Source organism: Paenibacillus anseongensis (assembly GCF_009757995.1).
GTDB classification, from domain to species: domain Bacteria; phylum Bacillota; class Bacilli; order Paenibacillales; family NBRC-103111; genus Paenibacillus_E; species Paenibacillus_E chondroitinus.
Window position 1 is genome coordinate 39,219 of record NZ_WSEM01000030.1, and the last position, 21,216, is coordinate 60,434.

The following is a 21,216-nucleotide window of genomic DNA, read 5'->3' on the forward strand; positions in this document are numbered from 1 at the left end:
TGAATTCATTGCAATTTGTGCAATGAAGAGCGGAGTGATGGGGCTTGAAGCTGTTCTATGCTGTACAAAGTGCAACGTAGGCATGGGGGCGAGGGGCCGTAACGGGATACGGTGATACGGCGCGTTATGACTACATTGCGCAAGGCGGTCATGCAGAGCAAATTGGATTACTTAGCGGCAAGACGGTCAAACGCCGAGCCATTATTTCTTAGCGTGATACGCACATTCGGCGCGTAACAATAAATAAGGGGTAACCCCCCCTTGTCAACGCAAAGAGCCCCCAACACCCTCGGGGATGTTAGAGGCTCTGTCACACTGACTCCTTACTTCGTCACGTTCACAATCAGTTTATCGCTGGAAGTAACGCCACCCGCGTTAACCAACTCGCAGCGGTATTCATACACGCCGACAGAGCGACCTGCGATCGTGCTCACCGCGCTTTGAGCGCTAGGCGAAGCTGCGTTTAATGCCTTCGTTTCGATCAAAACACCATTTTCATACAAACGGTACTCCGTGGCATTCGTCCCCCACCACAAGTTCATCGATACCTTGTAGTTGCCGTCTTCATCCCAATTGTCTTGAGAAAGGACAGGCTTGCCAGGTGCTGCATCCGTAATTTTCACAACCAACGGAGCGCTTGTTGTTGTTCCAAAAGAATTAATAAGCTCACTTGTATACGTATAAGTGCCATTTGCTTTGCCTTTTACTTCGACTTTGGCCGTTTGAGCGGCCGGAGATGCATCCGTCAGCGATTGCGTCTGAATGAGCACCCCATTTTCGTACAATTTGAACACAGATCCGTTGTTGCCCCACCACATGTTCATGGTCACCGTGTAGTTCCCGTCTTTCAACCCGGTTGCTTGGCCGCTATTGTCCGACAACACAGGCATTCCTGGCGCCCCTAAGGACAATGGCTTCACAACCGTGATAGTTACAGCGCCTGTATGCACCGTTGTTCCATTTAACGTAACAGTTGCTGTTAACTGTGCAGTACCTTCTGCCACCGCGCTCACTTTACCTTGTGCATCAATAGTCGCTACAGCTCCATTACTTGTGCTATATACAATCGCAGCACCGCTAAGATCAGCCGCCGCTCCGTTGCTTAACACACCCGCTACTTGCGTAGCTGTTGTTTCGCCCGGTTTGAGCGAAGTCGTATTCGCCGAAAGCGTCGCTTGGCTAAGCGTTACTTTCGCGCTCACATTAAACGGTACAGTCGCTTGCGTAACATTACCCGCTGCATCGACAACGCGGTAGGCCACTGTGTGCGCACCTTGCGTTAAACTGCCTGCTGCAATGGATTGACCGCTGCTGATGGAAGCTCCATCCAATGTCAACGTCTGCTCGGCTACACCTGAAAGTGTATCTGCACCAGCTAACACAAATGTTAATGTTTCAGCATCCGTAACGTTTCCAACTGCATGACCCGACTGCATTAACACGGCCGTTGGAGCCGTTTTATCCAGCTTCACTTGCAAGGATTTTACAGCTTCCTCATTCCCTGCCGCATCTGTCGAGGAGTAAGCCACTGTATTCGTACCTTCCGTTTGAATCACGACTGGCGCCTCATAAGGAACCGCAGCACCGCCGTTCAAGCTGATCTTCGTTGTTAAAGCACCAGCCGTATCATCTACAGCCGACAACGTTACGGTCACATCTTCCTTATACCAGCCTTCACTATTCGCTGCGCTTGATAAGGAGGCAGTCGTAACAGGTGCTGCTGTATCGGCTGCAACCGTAAAGTCGCTTAAGCCTCTTGGTTTTAATTGGAATACACCTTTAAAAATAGCAGCAACACCTTTGATGTTCACCGTTTGTCCCGCTTGGTAAGGGAACGAGCTCAGAGTTAAGCCAGTTCTTACATCTACACGGATGTGATTGCTCACCGAACCTTTTACAGCATCAAATTCAAAAGAACCTGCCGGTGTAGCGCTGATGATATTGCTCACGGTAACATCACTAAGCTCTAGCAATTGTCCTTGATTGTCATTAGTTACTGCTGCTGCAGCTATTGGTGTTGGTAATGCCGCTGCGCCTGTTTTTTCGATAGCAACTGGATCCGCTAACTCCAGCTCCGTATTGAATACAGCCGTAGATGCTGTAACTTTCACTTTATCTCCCTGATGAAAACCACTCAGACTCTGGAACACGTAAATTCCGCCTGTTTCATCCTGCAGGTAGAATGCCTGACCGCCAAAAGCGCCCGGCTCCGTCGTTACTACACCCTCCACCGTTACCAAGGTGCCGGCTGCTTTGCTCCTAGCATCGGAGATATTGATCTTCGCCGGAATCGGGTTTTCCTCTTCGGGCAAAGACTCCGCAGGTACGTTGCCAAGGGTAACGCCTTCGGTTTTCAGGTTCGTAGAAGCTTGACGCAGGCGTAAATTCGCCGCAGCCGTCGTTCCCGGCTTAATGCGAACCATCAAGTCCTTCGTTGCATGGCCGTTGATATCCGAGGTCACGCTGAACTGTGTACTATATCCGTATGCGGTAGGCCATGTGCCGTCCGCATTTTGAACCATCGCAATTTGCGTGCCGCCGCTAACCAAATAAATACCAACGTTGAACCCCGATACCGTTGTAGACGGAGGCAGGTTGTCTACGACAACTCGCAGAGGGAAGTCCACGGCATTCGGCAGCGTTGCTTGATGCACGAAGCTGTAAGCTGCACTAGCCGTCGCAGCAGGACCGCCATAGGAGCCCGCTTTGAACGTGCTGCGGTCATACCATTTGTAGCCGGCATTAGGCGCCGCCCACGGCTCCGGCTGCGGCTCTGTAGAATTAGCCGGTGTCTCAAAAGGCAGCAGCGCCGTCGGCTGATCCAACTGCAGACCGCTTACTTCCGACAAGCTTGTGTAGCTTTCTTTTTTCGCCAACCAATTCACCATGTTCACAAGCAGGACGCCGTCGTCCACTTCTTTGAAACCGTCATACGTCGTCTTCTTCGCGCCTGTATCTTCACGCAAATACTTCGGCGTCGCATCTTCCACCGGGGAGGAATCGCCGATGAATCCGGCTTTACCTGCACCTGACTTGGCTACGGCGACAAAAGGGCCTTCCGCCACACCGCCACCATTATAGACACCTTGATCGACTGCGCTTGCCCAAGCCTCATTCGTTTGCGGCAAGTACACGATTCCTTTGGCCCTAGTCGGATCAATGATCGCCAGCGTTGAACCCGCATGCATCGCTACGCTGGATACACCTGTGGTGATACCGAACGACTGCTGCGGCGACACGATTTGGTTCGCATTAATATCGCCTAAAGCGTTGTAGCGGAAACGCAAACCGAATTGCGTTGCTAACCAATCTGAGCTAGCTACATCCTGCATCGCTGATGAGGCACTTTCTTCAGCGCTCATGCCGCTGGCGGGATTCGTCCACGCGCCACGACGGTAGCCGTTGAACACTTCCGAACCGTCCCAACGGTTCTTGTTGCGATCCGCATTGTAGTGATCGCCGATGAAGAAGATACTTCCGCCGCCTTGTACATATTGTGCCAAAGCTGCTTGTTCGCTCGTCTTATAAGGAACATTAGACTCAGCTACGACAAAAACGTCATAACCGCTCAAATCGCTAAGTGTGATAGGTGTTGTTTTACGCAATTCTTTTACGTAGTAGCCGTTATTCGCTAACGCGTTACCAAAATCGGAAAAAGCGCCGTCGATAACCCAGTCCGCCGCACCAGCGGTTTGTTCATGCGTGTTGTCGAACAGCACCTTTTTCCCTGCATTTTCGTTGACTACTTTCGCTTCAATGAATGGAGCCGGGTCACTTGGCCCTTCCGCCATAACTGCCTGCCAGCTGCTTGTAGCCAGCACTTGTAGAGGTAGTGCTACTGTTAAAGCCAGCGCTGCTTTTACCGCTTTTGCTTTCCATCCCGCTCTCTTACCCATTACAATTTCCTCCCTTATCATCAATGTGACAAGCCTAGTACCGCCCCTAATTTTACCATGGTTCAAAAAGGGATAGTGCATTTTTTTTGTAAAGTTAAGGAAATTTGTGTAAGTTCACAAATACTTTAACGTTCTCTATGCTTATATGTTTTCTGCCAAATGGTAGTCTTGCACTCCACAGGATCGTCCTCCCGTTTGCCTAATTGGGGAACTACAGGTCGCTATTCCTTTGAAAAGGCATATTTTTCGTCTGTATGGGGAACTATGGTCTGCTATTTCACCGATTTCAACTGAAAACTGAGCCATAGTGCCGAAATAGGGCCCTGTAGTTCCCCTCAGAAAGAAAACAGCTCGTTTTCCACCAAATAGCGGACTCCAGTTCCCTCAGTGAAAGCTTAGCGAGATTCTCGCTAGTTTTTTAAATTTGTTTTTGGCCGGAGAGGTGGTGATTGGCTATACGGTGCGTTGTGTGAGGTGGAGGTGGGCTATATAACAAAAAAAACCCAACGGCGTCTAATCCGTCAGGTTTTGTATGTTAGCTGGTTAAGGTTGAGCTCCCTTGGTCTGCCCACGAAACGCATTCGGTACAGTCCCTGTATGCGCTTTGAACAGCTTTCCGAAATAATTTTTATTCTCATAGCCGAGCATGTCGGCGATTTGTTCCACGGTTTTATCCGTGATTTCCAAAAGCTCTTTCGCTTTCTCCATCTTCATCCGCGTCACATACTCCACGAAATTCTCACCGGTTTCCTTCTTGAAAAGCCGGCTCAAATAACTCGGATGTAGGTGCAGATGCGCCGCCGCGTCTTCGAGCGATATTTTCATATGCAAATGATTATAAACGAATCGCTGACACTCAATAATCTCGCGGTTGTGCGACTCACGGTACACTTGCCCTGCCCACTGAATGGCCTGCTGCAGATAATCCTTCAGCCACAATTCCAGCTCTCGCACCGACGACAGTTCGTGCACATCATGATGCAAGAGTTCCGATGAAAACGTCGACTGGTAATGCTGAAGCGATTTGAGCCTCATGCGCACATCAAGAATCATCTTCAGCAGCCATTCTTTCACTTCCATGGGCCGAAACCGATGGTACTGGATGAAATCGATCCACTTCGAGACGTACATATCGATCAAATCGGATCGCTCATCGAACACCACGCTTCGAAACTCATCCAGGGTCTGGGCATACTCGGCCAGCAGCAATCCCCCGTCTCCGAAGCCTTCCCGTATATGCTCCAGCTTCATGACGGAGCTTTCCGGCAAGTAGAACCGCGAGCTCCGCCCTTCTATCATCCGCTTCAGCTGCTCCTTCAATGAGCGCACATCCTTGGCAGGACTTCCCGTAATAAAAGAGAACGCCACTTTCGCGTATTGTTGCAAACAGTTCTGCAGATGTCTCAGCGTCTGCTCAACCTTCTGGCTGTTGTTGACATGCATGCTGCCATATTGCGGGAACAGCAGTACAATTTCGCCCGTATCGTACGTGAACAACGTGATTTCTTTCTGATCGACGAGCAGCTCTTCTATGATATTTTGGATGGTGTAATCAAATAAATCCCTGGATTGGAAGCGCTGATTCGCTTCCTTCGCCCGGTTGGCGTACCCGAAAACCGGCAGCACCCCGTGCTGTCCAAGACGCAGACCGAACCCTTCCGCTTGCTGGCTCCATTCCTCCGAATCAAACAACGGCTCATTGACCGTACTTCGGATAAAATGGCGCTTGGACGAGCTGCGGTGCAGCGCGGCCTCCTTTTCGAGCTTGCGGCTTTTGGATAGAACGTGATCCTCCGCATCCAGCTGCTCCTTCAGTCTGCCGAGCACCTCCGAAATGTTGCTGATATTCATCGTTTCTTTCAGGATATATTCACTCACCGAAAGCTTCATCGCTTTTTGCGCATAGTGGAAATCATCATGGCAGGAGAGAATGACCGCCTTCACATGAGGATCTCCCTCACGGAGGGAGCGGATTAAATCAAGCCCATTCATTTCCGGCATGCCGATATCGCTGATCAACACATCGGTTTTGGCTCGGCGTCCGGCTTCCAAAGCCTCCAGAGGATTTTCAAAGGCCCCTGTCAATCGAAACCCCAGTTCTTCCCATTTGATTGCTGAACTCAAAAATTCAAGCACAGGTAAATCATCATCAACAATCATGACTGTATACATACTTAGCCCTCCTTTCCTGTCTGCTGCGGAAAGCGCAGAACAATCTGCGTTCCCTGATCTGGCCCGCTTGCGATTTCATAATCGAAACGATGGCCGTAGATGATGCGAAGGCGCTCTAGTACATTTTGTAAACCAATACCAGATAAGGACGGGCTTCGCGAAGCATGGTGATGCTTCGTGGGCCGTGTTACAAGATGTGTGCGAAGCTCTTCCAAACGTTCCGTTGACATGCCGACTCCGGAATCTCTGACTTCGATCTGAAGCCGTCCATCCTCACAGATTCTGGAGGCAATCGTGATCTCGCCAGGTTTGCTTTTTAGCCCGTGAAGATAGGCATTCTCGATGAGCGGCTGCAGCAGAAACCGAGGGATCTCAATGAGCAGCGTATCGGAAGCCGCCGAGATACGTAGGTTCACTCGATCTCCATGCCTGGAATTCAGCAGTCGAACGTAATGTTCGATGATCTCAATTTCCTCATGCAGCGGAATATATTCGTTATTTCGATTAATGGTCATCCGCAGGAGCGACGATAGGGAGGAAATCAATTCCGCGTTCTCGGAATCCCCCTTCATCATGATTTTCAAACGGATGGAATTCAGTACATTAAACAGAAAATGCGGATTAATTTGCGCCTGCAGCATCGCTAGCTCCGCCATGCGCTTGAGTTCCTGTTCGCGGCGGTTTTCCTCGAGCATTAGCTCAATACGGTCAATCATGCGGTCGAACACGTACCCCAGCCGACCCACTTCATCCACACCGTTAATGTTCGAGCGTTCGCCGAGTTGACCGGATTCAATCCGGACAACTGTTTGGACAAGCCGCGCAATCGGTTTGGTGAGTGTGCGCACCATATATAGTAGAGTAACGGCAAATAAGACCAGAAAAAATAGTTGAATGAGAAAATCTGTTTTCCGAAATGACTCAATCTTCTGTGCAGCTGTTTTATAGGAACTCATATTCACAAGCTGCCACTCCGGCGTTACATGACTGCTGAGCAGAATATAATCTTCTCCCGCCACCTTCACAAAAGATGAGCCATCCTCCTTGGGCAGCTGATCATAATAAGGGAATTTCGTACCGATCGTCGTGGAATCTTTATCGACGAGAATACGTCCCTCTTCATCAATAATCACCATAGACTCATTATTTTGATATTGGTTGAAAAGATCTTGCAGCAAGCGAAGCTCCAGACCAACAATCACATAACCGTAGGTGATATCGTTCTTGCGAAGCGGTTTGGCTGCCGACAGCAAATACGGCTGATTCGTGGATTCACTGTAATTGGGTTCAGCCCCGATCCACAATACATTGTAGCCGGAAACTTGTTCCACGGCGCTAAACCAGCTTTTTCTCATAAAATCCGTCGGATTAAAAGCAAAAGTCGTATAGGAGGCGACGTACTCCTTATTAGGCAGCAAAACCGTCACGCTCAGATTCCCGAAGGAGTCGATTACCGTTGACATTCTTTTCGCTATCGTCTGCTTGTATTGCAGGACATCTCCTTTATCCGTTGTCTCATTCGCTCTGCCTAATTCCCGGATAGACGGCTGCAATTCCTCATCAAATTGAATGAAGTTCATCACATAAATCATATTTTTGATCTGGCCATTCACAATTTGACTCACGATCCGCATCGATTCGCGCGAAGAGTCTGTCACCTGCGTTCTTACCGCATCTCTTGTAAACAAGGAGGAGACATTCATGGAAACAACCGATGGCAGAACGAGACAAACCAGAATCGTCAGCACCAATTTATTGCGTAAAGATAACCTGCGAAGCCAACCCGGCACAACGTTCTCCTGCCTTTCGAATGCACCTTTGGAAATGGGAAAAAGAGGAGCCTAGGGCCTCCTCTTTTCATTATAGCAATAATCTTGCGCGATTCGTTACTTCTTACTTCGCGTTGCTCTTACGGATATCTTCAATTTTCGTTTTCGCTGTTTGGATCGTTTTCTCCAAATCTTGTTTGCCTGTCAAGAACAACTCAACTTGCGTTAGGTATTCTTTTTCTTGTTGCAGCGCGTAAGTTGGAGGAACAACCAGTTTGGTAGCTTTGTTCACTTTCAAAGTAGCAAGCAAGGATTCTTTATCGATCATAGCAACTTGTTCTGGTTTACCGCTTTTCAGAATCGCATCAACGTTTTTCTCAACATCGGCTTTTTTCCATGCGGAGAAGAATAGACCTTGTGTTTGGATACCTTCTGTTGTGTACCATTTCACGAAGTCATAAGCTGCTTGTTTGTTTTTGGAGTTCGCAGCAACACCCATGAAGTCAGCGCCTACTTCTGTCAGACCGTTTGGATCTTTAGCGTCAAACTTCGGATATGGAGCAAACACCGTTTTGAATTTCGCATTCAGGGAAAGCTCGCCAACCATCCAGTTACCTGTAGCTAGCATAGCTGTTTTACCGCCGTAGAACACATCACGGTAAGCCATTTTTTGCGATACAACTTCAAAGTAAGGAACAGATGTTTTATCTACGTTCTCCATTTTGTTTCTAAGATCAAGGGAGTAACGAACTTTCGGATTGTCGATGTTTTGCGTACCATCGGATTTCACCAAGTACGGGTTCTCCATGTCATTGTTCAGACCAAGCAATGCGTAGTCTTTCCAGTTATGGAAGTAGGAACCGTAAGCTTTCGAAGCACCTTCACCTTTGGTCAACTTCTTAGCGTATTCTGCATATTGATCCCATGTCCATTCTGTTGGAACAGGAAGCTTAGCTTCATCGAGCTTGTCCTTGTTCAAGAGGACGAACCATTCAATCATTTTACCTGGCAGCGCATAGTATTTACCATTTACAATTGGATCAAGCTTGTACTCGTCTTTGACAACAATGTTATCTTTTTTCAGGTAATCATCTAGCGGCTCCAAGATGCCTGCGCCTACACGTTGAGCGAAATCGGATGCGCTGGAATACATCACTACGTCCATTTGCTCGCCGGAAGCAGCCAGAAGGTCAAGTTTTTTCATGCCTTCTTGGGAATCGCCTTTCTCGGACATGCTTTCATAGACAACTTTTACGTTCGGGTGTGTCTTGTTGTAAGCCTCAACCGTTGCATTCCAGTTCCCTTGCGCTTCTGTATACCAGCCTTGAACTTTAATTGTAACAGGACCTTTTCCGCCCGCAGCACCGCTATCTGCAGCAGGTGTTTCCGCTTTATTACCGCAGCCTGCAAGTGCAGCACTGATAGCAAGCACACCGCTTAATACTAGTAAACTCTTTTTCATAGGAACCCCTCCAAGTGAGCTTTGATTTGTGTGAAAACCTTTACATGACCGATCGTAACAAACTTCCGTGGAGCGCACGAGGCACTATTTTAACCTCATGCACTCTTATTTTGACTTTTTGGATTAACCCTTCACGCCGCCCATCGAAATACCTTCGATAACCTGCTTTTGTCCAATGATGAAGATGATCAGGAGTGGAACGATGGCCGATACCGATGCAGCCATGATTAGCGAGTAGAACTCGCCGTTCAAGTCAGCGAAAGACCGGATACCTAGCGGAAGCGTGAATAAGTCTTTTGTTCTTAGGAAAATCAACGGGTTCTGGTAATCGTTCCAAGTCCAGATGAAACGCAGGATCGCATACGTTGCAATCGCCGGGCGCACAAGCGGTGTACAAATCGACCAGAAAATTCTTAGGTGTCCCGCACCGTCCATCCGGGCTGACTCCATATACTCATCGTGAATACCGAGATAGAACTGACGAAGCATGAATGTTCCGAGAACAGAGAATGAACCTAATAGAATCAAACCAAAGTGACTGTCGAACAAACCGATCCAACGGAAAAGCAAGAACTGCGGAACGAGAATGGCTTGGCTCGGGATCATATAGATCGCCAGGATAAGCACGAAGAGCGCGTTACGACCGCGGAATTTGATTTTCGAGAAGGCATAGGCAGCCATAGAAGAAAGTAAGACAGATAATGCCGTTGTTAATACCGAAACCTTAATGGAATTCCAATAGTATAACGAAAACTTAGTTTCCCATACTGTTTTATAATTTTCAATGACATTCCAATGTTTAGGGATCCACTGAATCGGATAAGCGAACACGTCGGCTTCCGGCTTCATGGAAGCGGAGATCATCCAGAGGAACGGCGACATGAATAGTATGCCAATGACAAGCATTAGTAATGTAAGGACTATTTTTTTAAACTTTTGATTCTTGTCCATCGTGGTATTCCTCCTTCTCTTAGTAGTTCACCCATCTACGTTGTCCAAGCCATTGTACAAGTGTAATTAGAAGCACAAGGAGCAGAAGTACAATTGCCATAGCGGAGGCGTAACCGGATTGCAGGTTAACAAAGGCTGTTTCGTATAGACGATAAACGACTACGGTCGTGGAGTTCGCAGGTCCGCCGCCTGTAAGGACGGAAATAACGTCAAACGCTTTAAAGGTACCGATAATCCCCGTTACTAGCAGGAAGAAGGTTGTTGGCGATAAAAGAGGCACCGTGATGCTCATAAGCTGTCTGAATTTGGAAGCACCATCGATATCCGCTGCCTCATAAAGATCTTTGGGAATGGACTGCAAGCCAGCCATGAAAATAATCATGTTATATCCGATAGAGATCCAAATCATAAGTCCCATTACACAATACAAGGCAACATCTGGATCAGCCAACCATTTTGGAGGATTCGCAACGCCTAGATCCATCAAAATTTGGTTAAGTGGACCGTACGTCGGGTGAAATAGCACCTGGAACACGATCGCTACCGCAACTACGCTTGAAATATAAGGGATAAAATAAATAACTTTGAAGAAATCCTTCAAATAGATTTTTTTATCGATGACAACCGCTAGAAGAAGTGAAATGATGAGAGTTAAGGGAACGACAATCATCAAAATCATGTTGTTCTTCAGGGATAATAAGAAGACGGAATCGTGCACAAGCTTGATAAAGTTATCTAAGCCGAGAAATTTCACTTTGGAAAAACCGGCAACAAAGTTCCAATCCGTGAAGCTGAGGAAGAAGGACGCAATAATTGGAAATAAAGTAAAAACAAATAGTCCAAGTACCATCGGTGCAACGAAGGCATATCCGATCAGGTCCTCACGTATTTGTGCTATCGAACTTCTCCGTTTCACTTTCGCATTGGAAAGGGTGCTCGAATGTGTATGTGTATTGTTGGCCATATGATTATTCACCCCATGTGTTGTGTTTCCTATAGTCTACCCTGCGGAGGACAGGTCGGGTAAGTCAAATAATTTACTCGTTTGAGTAAAATTTTAACCTTCAATGAACCCTGGAGCCCCTCTTATGGACGAAAAAAATCCGCTAAGCCTTGTTGATGGCCTACCGGATATTCTCTCCTTACTTATTTGCTTCATGCACTTTCAGGAGTTTCCCTTTGATTGTTGTGTTCTTCATGACTTTGAGCACCATCGGACCTTTGCCGTTCAGTATATCCACATACGAAACGTTGTCTTGAATCGTTATGATGCCGATATCTTCTGCGCTCACGCCCTCAATTTTGGCTAACGTTCCCACGAAGTCCACCGCTCTGATCTTTTTCTTTTTCCCGCCGTTAAAATAGAGCTTCATGATTCCTTTGTTCAATTGGTCGCTTCTATCTCTCTTGATAACCGGCGTTGCTTGCATTTTCCGCTCAAAAGCCGGCATACCCTTGGCAACTTCCTCCTCCGTGGGAGCGTCTCTGCGCGGGATCTCGAATCCGAGATATTCTTCGATCTCAGGGATAAATTTCATCTCATTCGGAGTAACGAAGGTGATGGCTTTGCCCGTCTTGCCTGCTCGTCCGGTTCTTCCGATCCGATGCACATAACTTTCCTTCTCCATCGGCAGGTCATAGTTAATGACGTGAGTAATATCCTCCACATCAATCCCCCGCGCCGCGACATCCGTTGCCACCAGGAAACGGAACTCTCCTCTTTTGAATGCGTTCATAACCAGGAAGCGATCATCCTGCACCATGCCTCCATGAATTTTGTCACACGGATATTCAAGAAGATCCAACTCCCGGAAAACATCATCCACATGTTCTTGCGTCCTGCAGAAAATGATGCAATTCTCAGGATTCTCCGTCACGAAGACATCCTTAAGCACATTAAATTTCTCTGTTTCTTTCACAGTAATCAGCGCGTGTTCAATCTGAACCTTCGCCGCCTCCGGCGTTTGAATTTCAATATCTATCGGTTCTTTCATATATTGATGACATAATTGCTCCACGTCCTGCGGAAGTGTCGCTGAGAACAGCATCGTCATGCGGTCCGTCGGAACCTCATCAATGATCGCTCCCACCTGCTCAATGAAGCCCATCCGCAGCATCTCATCCGCTTCATCGATGACGAGCATCTTGACCTTCTCCAAATCCAGGGTACCCTTCTGAATATGATCCAGCACACGTCCCGGTGTGCCTACCACGACATGGCACTTCTGGTGAAGCTCCAGCTTCTGTTTGGCAAAGGGCTGTTTGCCATATAGCGCTACCGCTTTAATCCGTTTGAACCGCCCGATGTTCGTGATATCCTGCTTCACCTGGTCCGCGAGTTCTCGCGTCGGTGTCAGAATGAGCGCCTGCGGCCGATTCTCTTCCCATTCTACGAGCTCACAAATCGGGATCCCGAAAGCCGCCGTCTTCCCGCTTCCCGTACGCGACTTCACCGTGAGATCCTTCTCCTGAAGCGCGATGGGAATCACTTCGTGCTGTACGTCCGTCGGCTGCTCATAGCCCAAGCTCTGCAACGCCCGGACGATATCCTCACTCAATTGATAATCTGTAAAACTTCTTAATGCCACTAAATAACTCCCCTTTAGTTCACTTTCCTCCAACTATCTCATAAACGTGCCAAAAAAACCATCGGGAGCGGCAATGGACGCTGTCATGAATGGTTTTTTAACCCAACGTTAACCTTTGAAAAAGAAAAAGAAGCCGCCGCGGCAGCTTCTTCCTTGTTCTATCTTTTATTCGGTTACTTCTTTAAAAGCTTGCACGGCTTGCTCCAGCTTGGCAAAGTTCTCCTGATTTTCCGGAAGAGCTTTATCGGAACGAATGGCTTGCAGCACATGAAGAAGCAGATATTCGGGCATATTCGCATCAGGGGAGTTAGCGGTTAATGCCACGATCAGCTGCAGCTCAGGGACAACAAAAATACGTCTTCCGCTCGAACCAGACGCGTAGAACATGTCGTATTGCTTTTTACTTCCTTTGACGATTCCTTTGGGCAGCGTCTTGGACCACCACAGCAGTCCGTAGCCCCCTTGCGTACCATTGCTGTAATTCAACGTTACTCGCTTTTGCAGTGAATCGCGAATCCAGTTTGGTGGGATAATCGTTTGATCTTCCCATTCGCCTTGTTTCAAATACAGATAGCCAAACTTAGCCATATCTCTCAGCGTTAAAGCCATTGCCCACGCGCCAATGGAGCGATCTTTTCCATCCGAATTCCAGCTCACATTGGTAATGCCAAGCGGATCGAATAAACGGGACTTGGCATAATCGAACAACGATTGCCCCGTCACTTTGTGCATTATAGCCGACAACAAATGCGCGTCACCATTACTATAATTAAACAGGGTACCTGGTTCTGCATATCCAGGGCGATCCAGAATGTACTGCACCCAATCCGCTGAATACATCATCTCAGTTGAGGAGATTTCATTCGTATTATCCCAATTCAGGCCGGACGTCATGCTCAGTAAATGTCTGATTGTCATTTTGGACTTCAAAGGATCATTGGCAAGTTCAGGGAAAAAATCGCGAACCTTTTGATCCAAACTGATCAGCTTCCGTTCAGCTAAAGCAATACCAACCAGTGCTGATGTTACACTTTTGGTGACGGACTTCACATCTTGAGGTATATCATTTTGCGTACAACTATTATAAGCTTCTGCAACTAAATGGCCGTTTCGAACGACTGCGATGCTGCATACCTGTTGAGTGCTGAACATTTCAACTGTCTTAGCTAGCGTACCCGAGAACATCCCTTGCGCTTCCGGCGTGCTCGTTCTCCAGCCTGTAGTTGGCCAATACGCGGTAGATTCTTTGTCATTCGATTGGAATGGCGATATGGTATTGTTACCCGAATGTAACGTTTTTTCTTGGGTTCCGGACATCTCTATCTATCCTTCCAGTATGGTATTAACCCTCTCTCTTTCTATATAGGTTACTACTCAATTATGAAGCAAATATGACGTAAACCTTAATAAAACATTAATAAAAGCTGAAGATTGGATGAAAAAGTAAAGGAATATCCCTCTTATGTTACAATATTCGTAACTATTTCCCTGTCACAGGTTTCATATTGGAGGTTAACATGCGTAAACTCATTTTTTTCATAGGTCCTGCCGGAGCTGGCAAAACAACACTAGCCAAAGCATATGCCAGTAAGCGCGGAGGCGCCTTTCTAGACATGGACACATTGCTTCGCCCTGCTGCCGTAGCGCTGATGACATTAGCCGGGAAAGACCCCGAGGATCGGGACTCCCCTTTTTATAAACAGCATTGCCGAGATCTCGGATATCGCATCACGATGAACGCCGCGCTGGAGAATCTGACCTTAGGCTTGGACGCCATTGTCATCGGGCCTTTTACCCGTGAAATCATCGACCCGTTGTGGCTGAACCAGGAACTATCTACGATTAACGCCAGTACGGATGATGTCATGGTTAAGGCCGTGTATGTCTACCTTCCATCTGAGGAAGCCTATCACTCGCGCATTAGCGGCAGAGGTTCGACATTAGACATTTGGAAATTGGATAACTGGGAACAATTCAGCCCTTCCCTAACTCGTAGTGAAATTCGATGGCCGGTTGATCCAGCCTCCATTCTCTATCTCGACAATTCTGGACCGTTTACTTCTGAGAAGTTGGAAATGCTCGAAAAGTTCATTGACAGAGTGAATTGACATCGCATTTTTGTAAAGTTACGAAAACAGCTTATTTCAACTTTACAATAGTGCCAATAAAGCTTTACAATTTATACATCATTCACATTTGCTTAAAGGAGTATTGAGCTAAATGAACGCCAAAACCTCCATGCAAGACATTGCCAATCTACTCGGCATTTCCAAAAACGCTGTCTCCTTGGCCCTTAATCACAAACCGGGCGTCAGCGAAGAGCTGCGTTCCCGTGTGTTTGAAGCCGCTCAGCAGCTTAAGTACCGGACGGAATCCAAGACGAGGAAGAAGCAGAATCACCTGCTTGTCTTATTTCCTGAATCTGTTCAGAACGATAAAAATTTCTACTATGAAGTGTTCTGGTCCATTGAAAAAAGAGCCAAAGAAAACGGCTATACCGCCATCATTAGCGGGGTAACGAAAGATATGGAGCGTTTGTTGATTCTGCCCGATCTGTATCATGAGATTGCATTTTCCGGCATCCTGATCATTGGCGTATTCACTCCTGCGTATGTGAGCAAGCTCAAGGAGTTAGAGACTCCACTTGTGACAGTGGACCATTGCTACGACGGACTACAACTGGATTCCGTTGTGACAGCGAATGCGGAGGGCGCCTGCAGTATCGTCAGCCACCTGATTCGTAAAGGACACCGGCAAATTGGTTTCATTGGGGCGGGAAGTATGTCCAAAAGCTTCCGTGAACGCTGGTTCGGATTCACCAATGCTATGTCCGATGCCGGATTAGCGATCGATAGGAGCTTTTGTCTCATTGGCCCTAATGAAGCCGCAGCTCCAGATGATGAATTAGCTTCGTTCCTGGAAGCAATGAGCGGCCAATCAGCATGGCCAACTGCTTGGTTTTGCGCCAACGACCGACTCGCCATTTCGCTGATTCAACATTTGACCGCCAAAGGCTTTCACGTGCCGGACGCGATGTCCGTCGTCGGCTTTGGCGATATTGAAGCCGCGCAGATGGTCCGGCCTCGCCTCACGACCATTCATGTGCAGCGGGAACAGCTTGCTTTTGAGGCCGTTGACTTGCTGCTCCGCAGGATCGAAAAAGGCGGCGTCCCGTCTAAGATTTCGATATACGGTGAGTTGATTGAGCGGGACTCTTGCGTCAGAGTGGGAGTAGGAGTTTAGGAATATGTTGGCCAGAAGAGTTGAAGTACCGCATCTTCGCTGAAGATGCTATAGTATGTAATGACGAAGAACGTCCTTGAGCCGCATGGCTCGGGGGCGTTTTTTTTATTTTATAAGAGGTAGGAGGAGGCTGTTATATTGTTGGAATTTGAAAAAGCGCATCAGAAATTCTTGGATGACCATCTCACACATCGGATTGGCGAGCGAAAAGGACGTCTACTTAGAGGGCACAAATACGCGGAGAAGCTTCTGCTCCAAAACGTATGGTGGCCCTTATTCGGCAACTTCGACGACCTGCACCCGGAATACGAAATTTACGATTGGAATCGTAAGTCACAGTTCCTCGACTTTGCTTTTCTCCCGCCGCACGGGCGCTTCGGGATTGAGTGCGACGGTTTTCAAACTCACGTTAAAGACATGGACCGCGAGGGATTCAGCTATTCGCTTAATCGGGATACTTTCTTGACCGGAATGGGGTGGAAAATGATCCATTTTTCTTTCGATGATGTCAAGGATCGCCCGGAAGTTTGTCGAATGCTGCTCCAGTTGGTGGTGGGTCCTCATCTGCTTCGTAGTACCCCGCCCCCTTCTCTTTCTCCGGATGAAAAAGAGGTGATTCAGCTCGCTATTCGACTAGGCAGACCTATCCGACCTAAGGATCTCATCACGCAGTGCGGGCTCAACTTCCGCACTGCGCGCAAGCGGCTCCAGAGCCTGGCTGCCAAGGACATACTCCACCCAATCGGGCGCGGATCTGTCGTTCGGCAGTACGAGCTGCAGCCGGATGCCTGGCGTCATTTGCTTTAGGGGAATTTTACGCAAAGCCTCCATGCATGCATTCCGGCCTGCTTTCGCTGGCGCGGCTAGCTACGTTGCACTTTGTGCAACCATTTCGGGCAATAACCGCTGCCACGACTAGCTACGTTGCACTTAGTGCCATTTCGAGCAATAACCGTTGCCACAACTAGCTACGTTGCACTTAGTGCAACCATTTCGGGCAATAACCGCTGCCGCGGCTAGCTACGTTGCACTTAGTACAACCATTTCCCCCAAAATGCCACTTTTCAGCTCATTTCCAGCTTCTTCATTGCACTTCGTACAATGAAGGTCAACTTCTTCCGCAAAATGCTCACTCTACACTGCACATTGTGCAATATAGAGCTGCATTGCGCAGCTCGACAGTTGAGGAGAAGCTTCATCTTGCACTCACTACTACTCGCTTCTCCCAACGCCAGCTGCTTCGATGAATACAGCCTACGTTGACGATGCATTCTCTACCGTGGCTGTTTACGTTGCACTTAGTGCAATCTTTTCACGCTATATTCTCTGCCGCGACTATCTACATTGCACTTAGTGCAATCATTTCGGGCAATATCCACTACCGTGACTAGCTACGTTGCACTTAGTGCAACCATTTCCCCCAAAATGCCACTTTTCAGCGCATTTCCAGCTTCTTCATTGCACTTCCTACATCGAAGGCCAGCTCTTTCCGCAAAACGTACACTCTATACTGCACATTGTGCAATATAGGGCTGCATTGCGCAGCTCGACAGCTGAGGAGAAGCTTCATCTTGCACTCACTACTACTCGCTTCTCCCAACGCCAGCTGCTTCGATTAATACAGTACGTTGACGTTGTATTCTCTGCCGTGGCTGTCTATGTTGCACTTAGTGACACTTAGTACAATCATTTCACGCTACATTCTCTGCCGCGACTAGTTACGTTGCACTTAGTGCAATTATTGTGCAATATATAGCTGCATTACGCAGCCCAGCATCATTCGCCCCACATCCTGCTTACCTCACCTGCTAAATTTGTACGCCATTCATAACGAACAACCCGAAATAATCCCATGTCATATTGTTAAATTAACCTACAAGTTATACAATAAACAAAAACATTAAAGATTGAGGTTCCTTTTATGCAAATTGAAGTTTCCACCAAAAATATGGCTTTTCTCGAATGCTTCTCCTCCGAAACGCGCGTGAAAATGATCGAGTTGCTCGGGCAGGAGCCTCTCAACATCAAACAGCTCTCTCAGAAACTTGATATTTCTTCCGCGATTGTAACCAAACACATTCAGAAGCTCGAACTAGCCGGCATCATCACCTCCGAGAACACAACCGGTATTCGCGGCACGCAGAAAATATGCCACTTGAAGATCGATCAAGCCGTCCTGCAGTTCAAACCGAAGAAGCCGGTCGACCTTCCGACGAATACACTTGCCATCCCAATCGGCCAATACACCTCCTTCGAGGTGAAGCCAACCTGCGGGCTTGCGTCTCCGACCCAGCTGATCGGCGTATTGGATGATCCGCGTTATTTTGCCGATCCAGGTCATGTCCATGCGGGGATTCTATGGTTTGCCAGTGGCTATGTGGAGTACCGCATTCCCAACTTCCTTCACAGCAATCAGAAGCTGCGCACATTGGAAATTTCCTTTGAAATTTGCTCCGAAGCGCCGGGATTCAACGAGAACTGGCCTTCCGATATCTCGTTCTACATCAACGACGTCCCCCTCGGCATCTGGACGAGCCCCGGTGATTTCGGCTCCCAACGCGGCGTCTTAACACCGGATTGGTGGAGCAGCAGCAATACGCAACACGGCCTGCTCAAAGTCATTACGGTCAGCCCCACCGGCTCCTACCTGGACGGCACCAAAATATCCGATACCGCGATACAAGATCTATCCGTCACCTTCGGCAAGGATATTCAGTTCCGCATCGCATCCTTAGAGACCTCACCCAACTGCGGAGGCATCACCTTATTCGGCAAAAGCTTCGGCAACTACGCACAGGACATCATCGTCACCATGCATGAGGATAAATAGAAGCTGCGATCTACTACTAAAACACCTTTACAATAGATATATTGTCAAGCTAAGCATCTAAACAAATCACCAAACAGCTGATTTAAAAACGCAATAAGCACTTATTGACAGCAAACTTGACAAGTTATGAAATCGTGCATTTTTTAGCGAAAAATAGACGTTTTTGAAGGGTAAAAAGAGGGAGATACCCGCCATTTTAGCCGTTCGCGTAGGCCAAACGCATGTCGTCAGCCATCGGAACAAAATGATGGCGGGTCTCAAAAATAGCGCGAAGCATATGCTGAGCATCCTGATGCTGTTGGCTCATCTTCACGTTCTCTTTCAGCTTCGATAAAAGCGATTGATTCGCGATCACTTCTAGCAGCTGATTTTTCAGCTCCAGTGCATTTTTCACTTCGATCGCGGCCCCTAAGCTGACCAAGTACGCAGCGTTTTCCTGCTCTTGGCCAGGGATCGGCTTATACAACATCATGGGAAGCTCCAACGCCATCGCTTCCGAGATAGTAAGACCGCCCGGCTTCGTGATGATCAGGTCCGATAAAGCCATCAACTCATGGACATGGTCCACGAACCCTGTCACCTTCACGCGATGCCGCGTTTTCTCGCCGCCCAGCTCCTCTTCGAGGAGCTGTTTGAGCTTCTCATTACGCCCGCAGACAAAAACGAACTGCACCGGCTCCGCCAGCTCATCCGACTGCAGCACGGACTTGAACTGCTTGCCGATCAAGCCATGCCCGCCGCCCATGACCAACACCGTCGGCATCTCGCGATCCAACCCATGCTGATCTCGCAGCTCCGCCCGATCATATGCCTGTGTAAATGGCTTCCGAATCGGAATCCCCGTAACCACAACATGCTCTTCCTGAACACCATATCGAAGCAGCGCCTGCTTCACGTGGTCAGCGCCGACCAGGTAACGATCTGTTCCCGGATGAATCCAATAGCTATGATCCGTATAATCGGTCATGACCGTAACGGTCGGCACCGTCGTGAATCCGTTGCATTTTAAATACGACATCGCCGCCGCAGCCCCAGGGAACGTGCACACGACCTCTGTCGGCCCCTCCTCATCCAGCAGCGCCAGCATCCGATCCGTGCTGAATGATTTCATCTTTTTAAACATATGGGAAAAAGTATTATCATCACGCGTCTTGCGGTACAGATAGCCATAGACGGACGGCAGGCTTTTCACCCACTGCATATAGCAGTATTTGCCCACCCCATGCAAGTAAGGATGCGTCCACTCCAAAAAGTCGACCACCTTCACATCTACATCAGGCCTATGCAATCTCGTAGCCTCAAGGATCGCCTGAGCCGCTTTATTATGTCCATCCCCTAAACTGCCTGTCAAAATCAATAGTTTCTCTCTGCGTTTCATTGCCTTAATCCTCCTTCGAGATTGCTTTGCGGTGTCCGCACTTTGACTTTGATGCGCGACTCCGTCAACCAGCCTTTTCGCACACGATCCATGGCATAAACAACACCCTCCGCCACGAGGACAGCTCCTACAATATCGAGCAGGACATGCTGTTTCACGAACTGTGTGGAGACGATGATGAGCAGCGATATAGCGGTTACGATGATTTTGTAGCGCGTCTCGACTCGAGTCGTACGCAGGTAGGCTCTCATCATGAGATAAGAGGTCAGCACATGAGTGCTTGGAAAGCAGTTAAAAGGTTGATCCGATCGGTACACCCACGCCACTAGCTGCAGCAAAGGGTCAGTGCCGGTTACCTCCGGCCGAGGTACAGTCGTTTGATAAATGGCATATATGCCATAACAAATCAGCAATCCAATTACAAATTCAATTAGCGTTCTATAATAATTACGACGATCTTTGTAAGCCAAGTACAGAAACCCTACAAGCAGAAATCCATACCACGATAGATAAGGTACGACAAAACCTTTCACGAAGGGGATTTGCCGATCCAAATCGGTCACCAGGTTGTAAGCCATTCCACCAGCTTGATTCAGCTGAACATAGATTAGACCCACCAACGGGATCAGCAACAATGCGCTGCAGGCCAAACAATAGGACCACCACGATGTTAATCTCACTCCAATTCCTCGCTCTCCTTAACGTTATCTCAATGATAAAGGAGAAGCTTTTTTATCTAAACGCTCTAAGGTACTGTCTTTCGTTAGCCAAAAGTCTTGATAAAACCTAGACTAAAGGCTAAGTTCTATGTGACTGTAATCCTCTAGCCCATCTAAGTATCACAAACTCATCAAATGTATATCATATGTATATACATGGTAATGGAGGTGAGCTATAATTGACTCATAAAAAAGGAGAGGAGCCGTT

General features: G+C 48.0%; 14 protein-coding genes. 4 read left to right on the forward strand and 10 right to left on the reverse strand.

Annotated features, from left to right (window positions below; all coding sequences use genetic code 11):
* Nucleotides 1-323 precede the first annotated feature (323 nt).
* From GON05_RS28875 to GON05_RS28910, 8 genes are all read right to left on the reverse strand, one after another.
* Nucleotides 324-3,896 (reverse strand): OmpL47-type beta-barrel domain-containing protein, encoded by a 3,573-nt coding sequence (locus tag GON05_RS28875; RefSeq protein WP_157324086.1) that lies wholly within the window; start codon nt 3,894-3,896, stop codon nt 324-326.
* A gap of 543 nt (nt 3,897-4,439) precedes the next feature.
* Nucleotides 4,440-6,068: a helix-turn-helix domain-containing protein gene (locus GON05_RS28880; protein ID WP_157324088.1), complete on the reverse strand. Its 1,629-nt coding sequence runs from the start codon at nt 6,066-6,068 to the stop codon at nt 4,440-4,442.
* Between the two features lie 2 nt (nt 6,069-6,070).
* Nucleotides 6,071-7,858 (reverse strand): cache domain-containing sensor histidine kinase, encoded by a 1,788-nt coding sequence (locus GON05_RS28885; protein WP_157324090.1) that lies wholly within the window; start codon nt 7,856-7,858, stop codon nt 6,071-6,073.
* Nucleotides 7,859-7,961: 103 nt separating this feature from the next.
* Nucleotides 7,962-9,299 carry an ABC transporter substrate-binding protein gene (locus GON05_RS28890; RefSeq protein ID WP_157324092.1) on the reverse strand — a complete coding sequence of 446 codons (1,338 nt, stop codon included), beginning with the start codon at nt 9,297-9,299 and terminating at the stop codon, nt 7,962-7,964.
* Nucleotides 9,300-9,422: 123 nt separating this feature from the next.
* On the reverse strand, nt 9,423-10,250 hold the full coding sequence (locus tag GON05_RS28895) for a carbohydrate ABC transporter permease (protein ID WP_157324094.1): 828 nt from the start codon (nt 10,248-10,250) through the stop codon (nt 9,423-9,425).
* Nucleotides 10,251-10,269: 19 nt separating this feature from the next.
* Nucleotides 10,270-11,214, reverse strand: a complete 945-nt coding sequence (locus tag GON05_RS28900) for a carbohydrate ABC transporter permease (protein ID WP_157324096.1) — start codon at nt 11,212-11,214, stop codon at nt 10,270-10,272.
* 178 nt (nt 11,215-11,392) lie between these two features.
* Complete coding sequence (locus GON05_RS28905; protein WP_181646373.1) at nt 11,393-12,838, reverse strand: DEAD/DEAH box helicase; 1,446 nt, start codon at nt 12,836-12,838, stop codon at nt 11,393-11,395.
* A 165-nt stretch (nt 12,839-13,003) separates the two neighbouring features.
* On the reverse strand, nt 13,004-14,155 hold the full coding sequence (locus tag GON05_RS28910; protein ID WP_157324100.1) for a serine hydrolase domain-containing protein: 1,152 nt from the start codon (nt 14,153-14,155) through the stop codon (nt 13,004-13,006).
* Between the two features lie 200 nt (nt 14,156-14,355).
* Here GON05_RS28910 and GON05_RS28915 point away from each other — a divergent pair, with 200 nt between their 5' ends.
* From GON05_RS28915 to GON05_RS28930, 4 genes are all read left to right on the forward strand, one after another.
* A complete protein-coding gene (locus GON05_RS28915) occupies nt 14,356-14,946 on the forward strand; it encodes a P-loop nucleotide/nucleoside kinase family protein (protein ID WP_157324102.1) in 591 nt (196 codons plus the stop codon).
* A gap of 112 nt (nt 14,947-15,058) precedes the next feature.
* Complete coding sequence (locus GON05_RS28920) at nt 15,059-16,081, forward strand: LacI family DNA-binding transcriptional regulator (RefSeq protein WP_157324104.1); 1,023 nt, start codon at nt 15,059-15,061, stop codon at nt 16,079-16,081.
* Between the two features lie 141 nt (nt 16,082-16,222).
* Nucleotides 16,223-16,888: a PDDEXK family nuclease gene (locus tag GON05_RS28925; protein ID WP_157324281.1), complete on the forward strand. Its 666-nt coding sequence runs from the start codon at nt 16,223-16,225 to the stop codon at nt 16,886-16,888.
* A gap of 1,114 nt (nt 16,889-18,002) precedes the next feature.
* Nucleotides 18,003-18,911, forward strand: a complete 909-nt coding sequence (locus tag GON05_RS28930; RefSeq protein ID WP_157324106.1) for an ArsR/SmtB family transcription factor — start codon at nt 18,003-18,005, stop codon at nt 18,909-18,911.
* A 196-nt stretch (nt 18,912-19,107) separates the two neighbouring features.
* On the opposite strand, the gene GON05_RS28935 is transcribed toward GON05_RS28930, so the two are convergent.
* Nucleotides 19,108-20,289 (reverse strand): MGDG synthase family glycosyltransferase, encoded by a 1,182-nt coding sequence (locus GON05_RS28935; RefSeq protein ID WP_157324108.1) that lies wholly within the window; start codon nt 20,287-20,289, stop codon nt 19,108-19,110.
* Nucleotides 20,286-20,969, reverse strand: coding sequence for a phosphatase PAP2 family protein (locus GON05_RS28940; RefSeq protein WP_157324110.1), 684 nt, complete (start codon nt 20,967-20,969; stop codon nt 20,286-20,288). Before GON05_RS28940 ends, GON05_RS28935 begins: the two co-directional genes overlap by 4 nt.
* Between the last annotated feature and the right edge of the window lie 247 nt (nt 20,970-21,216).

Coding starts and splice junctions, on each gene's coding strand:
- GON05_RS28895 (WP_157324094.1), bottom strand. CDS start 10,250: ATGGACAAGAATCAAAAGTTTAAAAAAATAGTCCTTACATTACTAATG.
- GON05_RS28875 (WP_157324086.1), bottom strand. CDS start 3,896: ATGGGTAAGAGAGCGGGATGGAAAGCAAAAGCGGTAAAAGCAGCGCTG.
- GON05_RS28890 (WP_157324092.1), bottom strand. CDS start 9,299: ATGAAAAAGAGTTTACTAGTATTAAGCGGTGTGCTTGCTATCAGTGCT.
- GON05_RS28930 (WP_157324106.1), top strand. CDS start 18,003: ATGCAAATTGAAGTTTCCACCAAAAATATGGCTTTTCTCGAATGCTTC.
- GON05_RS28920 (WP_157324104.1), top strand. CDS start 15,059: ATGAACGCCAAAACCTCCATGCAAGACATTGCCAATCTACTCGGCATT.
- GON05_RS28935 (WP_157324108.1), bottom strand. CDS start 20,289: ATGAAACGCAGAGAGAAACTATTGATTTTGACAGGCAGTTTAGGGGAT.
- GON05_RS28915 (WP_157324102.1), top strand. CDS start 14,356: ATGCGTAAACTCATTTTTTTCATAGGTCCTGCCGGAGCTGGCAAAACA.
- GON05_RS28910 (WP_157324100.1), bottom strand. CDS start 14,155: ATGTCCGGAACCCAAGAAAAAACGTTACATTCGGGTAACAATACCATA.
- GON05_RS28880 (WP_157324088.1), bottom strand. CDS start 6,068: ATGTATACAGTCATGATTGTTGATGATGATTTACCTGTGCTTGAATTT.
- GON05_RS28900 (WP_157324096.1), bottom strand. CDS start 11,214: ATGGCCAACAATACACATACACATTCGAGCACCCTTTCCAATGCGAAA.